This window comes from Variovorax sp. P4_D9 (genome assembly GCF_056401695.1).
Genome location: NZ_JBFUIU010000517.1, coordinates 1 through 6570, shown reverse-complemented (window position 1 = coordinate 6570; position 6570 = coordinate 1). Strand labels below are relative to the sequence as shown.

General features: G+C 58.9%; 7 protein-coding genes. 3 read left to right on the top strand and 4 right to left on the bottom strand.

The window, feature by feature from the left end; genetic code table 11:
* Positions 1-183, top strand: a 183-nt coding sequence (locus AC1DY5_RS37285) for an aldehyde dehydrogenase family protein (RefSeq protein ID WP_478119504.1), incomplete at its 5' end; no start/stop codon positions are given.
* Between the two features lie 964 nt (positions 184-1147).
* A complete protein-coding gene (locus AC1DY5_RS37280; protein ID WP_478119503.1) occupies positions 1148-1444 on the top strand; it encodes a hypothetical protein in 297 nt (98 codons plus the stop codon).
* A gap of 252 nt (positions 1445-1696) precedes the next feature.
* Here AC1DY5_RS37280 and AC1DY5_RS37275 read toward each other — a convergent pair whose 3' ends face one another.
* The 3 genes from AC1DY5_RS37275 to AC1DY5_RS37265 form a co-directional block, all read right to left on the bottom strand.
* Complete coding sequence (locus AC1DY5_RS37275) at positions 1697-2737, bottom strand: Bug family tripartite tricarboxylate transporter substrate binding protein (RefSeq protein WP_478119502.1); 1041 nt, start codon at positions 2735-2737, stop codon at positions 1697-1699.
* Positions 2738-2869: 132 nt separating this feature from the next.
* Positions 2870-4078 carry a porin gene (locus AC1DY5_RS37270; protein ID WP_478119501.1) on the bottom strand — a complete coding sequence of 403 codons (1209 nt, stop codon included), beginning with the start codon at positions 4076-4078 and terminating at the stop codon, positions 2870-2872.
* A gap of 117 nt (positions 4079-4195) precedes the next feature.
* The gene (locus tag AC1DY5_RS37265; protein ID WP_478119500.1) at positions 4196-5230 is read right to left on the bottom strand and encodes a Bug family tripartite tricarboxylate transporter substrate binding protein; all 1035 of its coding nucleotides are present in this window, start codon (positions 5228-5230) and stop codon (positions 4196-4198) included.
* Positions 5231-5627: 397 nt separating this feature from the next.
* Between AC1DY5_RS37265 and AC1DY5_RS37260 the strand changes: the two genes are divergently transcribed.
* The gene (locus AC1DY5_RS37260) at positions 5628-5948 is read left to right on the top strand and encodes a carboxymuconolactone decarboxylase family protein (protein WP_478119499.1); all 321 of its coding nucleotides are present in this window, start codon (positions 5628-5630) and stop codon (positions 5946-5948) included.
* A 67-nt stretch (positions 5949-6015) separates the two neighbouring features.
* On the opposite strand, the gene AC1DY5_RS37255 is transcribed toward AC1DY5_RS37260, so the two are convergent.
* Positions 6016-6570, bottom strand: a 555-nt coding sequence (locus AC1DY5_RS37255; protein ID WP_478119498.1) for a GMC oxidoreductase, incomplete at its 5' end; no start/stop codon positions are given.

Genomic DNA, 6570 nt, shown 5'->3' with positions numbered 1-6570 from the left:
ACTTCAATGCACGCTTACGAGCGTTTGGATGCCTCGACGGTGATGGTCAACGACCACACGGCATTCCGCGTCGACTGGATGCCTTTCGCTGGACTGCGCGAGTCGGGGCTCGGCGTGGGCGGCATCCCCCATACCTATCGCGACATGCAGACGGAGAAGTTGTTCGTCGGACCTTTGCCGTAGCGGGACTGTCACTTCGATGGCGTGGTCAACCAAAGGCAAGTCGAAGTATCAGCCATAGATGCTAGTCAGAAGTCTCGGACCAGGGGCTGCCGAGGTTCTCGCGGGTCACCGGCTCACAAGGTCTCGGTAAGGCCCGGGTCGGGAACTGCCTTCCCCATCTTTTGCACTCGCTGCGCCGGAAGGCGGCCACTTCATCGCCGGCCAGACCTAGCGTTTTCATCCCCAATCTGATGAGGTAGTCATGGACGTGTCGCATCGAGTCGCAAGCGCCGTCACAGCGGCTTTTCTTCCGGCGTGATCGGCAGATCGCGCACGCGCCGCCCCGTCGCGTGATAGATGGCATTGGCGATGGCGGCTGGGATCCCGACCATGCCAAGTTCACCCATTCTCTTCACTCTGGTTGACGAAGGTGTCTTCTTCCTCGACGAATATGTTTTGATGGAATGGCCCTCGGGGCGCTTTGAGTTCGCGCATTTCGCTACTGAGAGTCAGCTCCTCTGCTGGTGCCTTCGCCTAGCTAGCAGCATGGGGTCGACGCCCGCGCGGGAGAGCCGCTGTGATCGTTTCCACCGCTCCACTTCCTACGGCTCAAGAGGTGTTGTTGCCACATCGCGGTTGCCGGCGATCACTGCGACTGGTCGAACCGCTGCGTTCAAGGCGGTTTTCACCGGCCGGCCGCATGTGTGAACTGCAAACTTCCCCCCTGTCAAGCGACATCAGGAACTGCCCCCCCCATGTTGCCTCACGGCGTAATGCTACCCAGCACTCCAGGAGCGTGCGCTGCTCTTCGCATGGACGCAGATGCGCGCCCTTGATCTCAGGCGGTGGTCAACGCGAAGCGTTGTCCACGGCCCGGCCTCTTTAACCCTTTCCTTGATCTCTTGCCAGGCGCGCAGCGCCTGGCCCCTTGGATCGCCGCTGCCTCCGCCGAGGGAGATGCGCTCGCCTCCGTCTCTACACGGCATTGATCGATCCACTGACCGATTGCGTCTGCACGCCATGTCGCAAGAGCGCGTTGAACCGTTCTGAGGTCCTTGTCCATGAACGTTCCTTCTGGCGCGAGCTCGCGCAGTCGCTCGAGGATTTCCACGACCGTCATTCCGGGTTGCCGCTGCAGCCAGCTGCGCGTTTGGTCTTCGTAGGCATTCAACATGCGCGGCTTTCGCGGAAGGGGCTTGAGGCGCCGATACGGTCGACGATTGTTCGCGCGTTGTTCCCCGCTTTCGATTGCGGGCCGCCGCAGGAACGAGCGCGTTGTTGACTTCGTCGCCGTTTCCGCGCGGCCCCGCTACTCCGCGTTGGTCGACGCGGCGCCCGAGGTCTTCCTAAGCAGCCCGGATCTCGTTCAGAAGTACGACAGGGTCGGCCGTCGCCAGCATTTGAGTCAGCCTGCTCTTGCGCAGCGACGGCGCTACCCCGGTTCCTCATGGCGCTCTCTCGGAGAAACGAAGCATCAGCTTGATCTGGGGCGAACCAAACAGTCTCTACGAAGATCAAGCGGATTCGAATCGCCCTATTCAACCGCGATCTTGGAGGCGCGGATTACCTTGCTCCAACGGTCACTTTCCTCACCCGTGAACTTGGCCATCTCCGCTGGCGTGCTCCCAATTGGGAGTATGTGCATACCTTGGAGCTTCGCCGTGACATCAGGAAGCCTCATGATCTCAGCCACGGCGGCTGACAGAGTTACTGCAATGTCAGACGGCGTTCTCGGCGGAGCCACCAAGCCATACCACGCTGTGCTGACAAATCCAGGCAGGGCTTCTGAAACCGTCGGAACCTCTGGCATCGACGGATTGCGCTTCGGACTGCCGACTGCGATAGCGCGGACTCGGCCTGCTGTGACGTTGGGCATGCTGTTTCCTAGCTCCGCAAACATGATGTCGCCTTGGCCCTGCACAAAACCGTTCATGGCCGCAGCGGCGCCTTTATACGGGACGTGAAGCATGTTCAATCCGCCGGCTTGGGACCTGAGGAGCTCAGAAGCTAGATGCTGTGTTGTGCCTGATCCACCGCTCGCGTAGCTCAGCGCTCCTGGATTCTCCTTCGCAAACTTGACAATGTCTTGGACCGATCTGAGGGGCGAGTCAACTCGAACCAGTAAAACATTGACAGCAGACGCAACCAGCGAAATGGGGACAAATTCGGCCGGATCGAATCCGAGCCGCGGGTACAGGAACTTGTTGATCGCCAGCGGGCCCGGCGCGGCAAAGAGCAGCGTGTAACCATCTGGCGTCGCGCGCGCCACATACTCGGCGCCGACGTTCCCTGCGGCCCCACCAGCCCGGTTCTCGACGATTACCGTCTGACCAAGCTTGACTCTCAGCTTCTCGCTTAAGAGCCGCGCGAGGAAATCTGTCGCAAAACCGGGGGCTACCGGAACGACGATACGGATGGGTTTCGACGGATACGCGTTGTTGGCGGATGCTAGCGATGGGAGCGGCAGGGCGCCCAGCGCCGAGGCGCAAAGCAGAATCGAACGCCGCGTCAAGGGCAGTGGGCCTGCAAGGGCACTCGGGTTGGCGGCACCAGTACGAAAGGCATTGTGGGACATGAGTTGGTCTCGGTGTTCTTAGCTAACTACTTGCAGAAGGTGCGCTGGATTCGAAGGAGCTGAAGCGCCTGCGCCCATCAACGGATCCCAAACACCTTCCAGTTCAGACCGACGATAGGCGAGGTGCCCATTTCAGAATACGTGGCGTATGCCGGCCTCCACCCCTCGGGAGCTCTTCGCCTGGAATGTGCCTCCTGAGAAGTAGATTGGGCCTCCTGCCAAGGCTAGGTCATAGCCACCCTTGTTGTTGATCTGTGCAAAATTTGTGTACAGCGCTGTCCGCTTCGAAAGGTTGTGCAAGTAGCCGATCGCCCACTTGGAGGCTTTTGGCTTCCCACCATGCGGCGTGTCATCCAGAGTCACCTGTGAGTAAGCCATTCGAATCTGGCCCACGCCAACTGGCACGATTGCGCCAAGTAAATAGCCCGTGCCCGTCGGGGAGGAAGGCGTTGGCAAGACGCCGTCGTTCTGCGTCTTGAGCTCGCCCCTTGAATATTCACCGGTCAACTTYACGACTTCAAAGTCGTACGATCCACCAATGTTGAAGTAGTCGTAATTGGTCGTGATTCCAGCGAAATACCCGTCACCAAGGGTGGCACGAGAGTAAGCAGCAGCGATGTCGACCGAACCCTTGTTGTAGCCAACGCGGCCGCCGACGAATCGACCCGCGCGAGAATTGTTGGGAACGTTCGGTGTAAACGCTCCAGGGTCATACTTTGTTTGCTCGTTGAAGGCGTACATGACCTGCCCATAGAAGCCCCCAAGACCTGACGGAAGGAGGTAGCCTATGGAGTTACTGGCTCGCGAGTACATGCTGTTCGCTCTAAAGCCGCTGACCGATGCAGCGCTGCTGCTGTAGCCGTTTGCCGTGGCGATGATGCTTGTGCCAACGCCGCTTACCGCGAAAGGATCGAACACGAGGTCATTCAAATAGGTCGGGGTGTAATCCCGGCCGAGGCGGATCTCACCATAGTTGCTAAGCAAGCTCACCGTTGAACGACGGTTGAAGAATCCAATGACGCTTGGCCCACTGTTGGCGACGTTGCCACCGACTGTCCCATCATCGGGAAAAATTGCAGAATCAAGGACGAATCCAGCCGCAAATCCGCCTCCGAGGTCTTCTTGGCCTCGAAAGGCAAGACGGCTAGCGCCCACATTCCCCTGAGTTAGCGCGGACTTGCTTGTCTTGACGGTGGTGCCAAGAGCGTTTCTCGACTCATTCTGATAGGTAGTTGCTCCGACGTCCATCACGCCAGAAAGCGTGACTGACGACTGAGCCAAAGAGACACCATAGGCAGACAACGCGGCTGTGGCGGTCAACACGAGTGAAGCTTTATTCATTGGAAACTTGTAAGTTTTAATAGAGATCTGATGTAAGCGATGCGCGGGATTCGGACGAGCTCATGTTTCAGCTTTCGAGCCGGCTTGCAGGGGTGGGAGCGGCGAAGGACCGCGCTGTCAGTTCTTGACGCCAGCAGCCTTGACAACGGGACGCCACTTTTCCATCTCAGCTTGCAGGGCGCCCTTAACAGCAGCTGGCGTAGTGCCCGGGGCCGTTTCAACACCCATGCTCAGTAGATGCGTCTTGACCTTCTCATCCGATAGCACTTCATTTAGGGCCATATTGAGCTTGCGGATGATCGCCTCCGGCGTTCCCTTCGGTGCAGCGATGTAGTACCAGGTACCGGCTTCCACTCCCGGTACGCCCGCCTCCGCCATGGTGGGAACGCTCGGCATCAACTTGGAACGGTGTGGTGACGCGATTGCAAGCGCCCTTAGCGATCCGTCCTGCACTCGCGGTGCGCAGACAAACGGCGCGCACAGCTGGAAGCTGACGTGTCCACCGATAAGGTCGGTTACCGCCGCACTCTCGCCCTTATAGGGGACATGCACGGCCTGGGTCTTTGTGACAAGCTTCAGCAGTTCGACACCAAGATGCGCTGGCGCACCAGTTCCAGGTGAGCCGAAGGAAACGGTGTCTGGGCGAGTGCGCATCAGCTCGATCAGCTCTCGCAGGTCCTTGGCCGGTACCTTTGGATTGGTGACTAGGACCAGGTCGATCTGCCCAAACTTGCCGACAAAATCAAAGTCGTTGACGATGTCCAGGTTTGGCGTTGGCGAGACTACGGCATTCGCAGCGAGTGTCGCGGTACCGACAAGTAAGGTATACCCGTTGGGCGCAGCCCGAGCCACCGTACCGGCTCCGACGCCCGCACTCGCACCGGGTCGGTTCTCGACCACAAACGGTTGCCTGAGTCGCAACTGCATCTGCTCCGCTATCACGCGAGCTGCTGAGTCGCTTCCACCTCCCGCAGTGAATGGAACGATCAGCTTGATCGGTTGTGACGGGTAGTCGTCGGCGTGTGACGGCAACGCAGCGACCGCGAAGAAAGCGCCAGTCGCGGCGTTGAGAATCGCCTTTAGTGCGCAGTTGAGTATGGATCGGCCGCGCTCGCAACTAGCTGGTCGAAAACTGACGAATAGATTGATCACCAATGCCTCCTTTAAGTGAGCAAATGCCCTCGTGTTGGGGCCGCCACCGAACAGGGGGTCGACCCGACTCGTTTCAACGGTTGTGCGAGCCATAATGTAATCCCGCATTCCGGGACTAGTTTAGTCTACATGGGATGGTGCTATCAAGGGATACGTACAAGCTGTTTAGCTACGGTTAACCCTCGTTAATAGTCAAATCTAACAGCTGATCGAAAGTGCAGACGCCTTGCACTTGACATAAGTGTCGCCTGTTGGGATAATTTTCTACACGCTACGCCAATCGAATCGTGTTGAGCTAGCGGGCGTGAAGCGAAGTCGCAATCAGCTTTTGTCCGCATCCCACTGTCRTCTCGTCCGATTCGGCGTCCAGTCTTACCACTCTTGAAGGACTCCCCCAATGAAGCCATCGACAGCGCGCGTCGCCGAAGTCAATCCACAAGCGGTCGCCCGGTACAAGGACATGCGCGCTGCACTGATGCAGGAGCCGGGCATCGACCGCGTTCTCTGCGAGATCGTGATCACGTCACAGTTGGCCCTTTTAGGACATGAGAACGCCTTCAAGGTCCATGCCCTTCGCCTGTTCGAGCAGGACGTCACTCGCACTCAGCTGGAACAGGTGGTGCTGGCCGGACTGGGCGTCACGTTCGTGATTCCGCAGGCTGCGCAGGCTCTCGACTGGATAGAGCAAGCCCACGAACTACATCAAGCCGCACGATAGAGCCACGCGCCTGTGCCGTTGTGGACGTAGCGCGACGGCGCAGAGGGAATCAGGCGATCAGGAGGCGTTATTCACGGGGCTCAACTGGAGTCGCCTGAGAACTCACCTGCGTCGTAGCCTTTGCCTGCTTGAGAATTTCATCCGATAGCTTTTCGGCCACCATGATGGTCGGGATGTTCGTGTTGCCGCGCGGGATACTCGGCATCACAGAAGCATCGACCACTCGAAGCCCCTCGATACCGATCACACGCCCAGCAGGGTCTACAACCGCAAGTGGATCCTCGATGCGACCCATTCGACACGTTCCAACGGGGTGGTAAACACCCGAGACCTCGCGCTCGACGAACTGCAGCAACGCATCCTTGTCTCGTATCAGTGCGGAAAGGTCCACCACCTCGCCGGTCAGGCTTGCCAGCAGTCGATCGGCCAAGCTGAGCGGCAGCACGTCGAGCAACGCAGCAAAAGCGTGCGCTTGAATAGCGTTGGTCTGGGTGTTCGCATTCCACTTGCGGACGCGGTCGCCGACACGCACGACGAAAGGCCTGCCGATGTGCGGCGCCACATGGGGCGAGGCAAGCATCTGGACAATTTGCACCAGGCCACCAGCCAGTCGCTCCAGATC

Coding starts and splice junctions, on each gene's coding strand:
- AC1DY5_RS37275 (WP_478119502.1), bottom strand. CDS start 2,737: ATGTCCCACAATGCCTTTCGTACTGGTGCCGCCAACCCGAGTGCCCTT.
- AC1DY5_RS37260 (WP_478119499.1), top strand. CDS start 5,628: ATGAAGCCATCGACAGCGCGCGTCGCCGAAGTCAATCCACAAGCGGTC.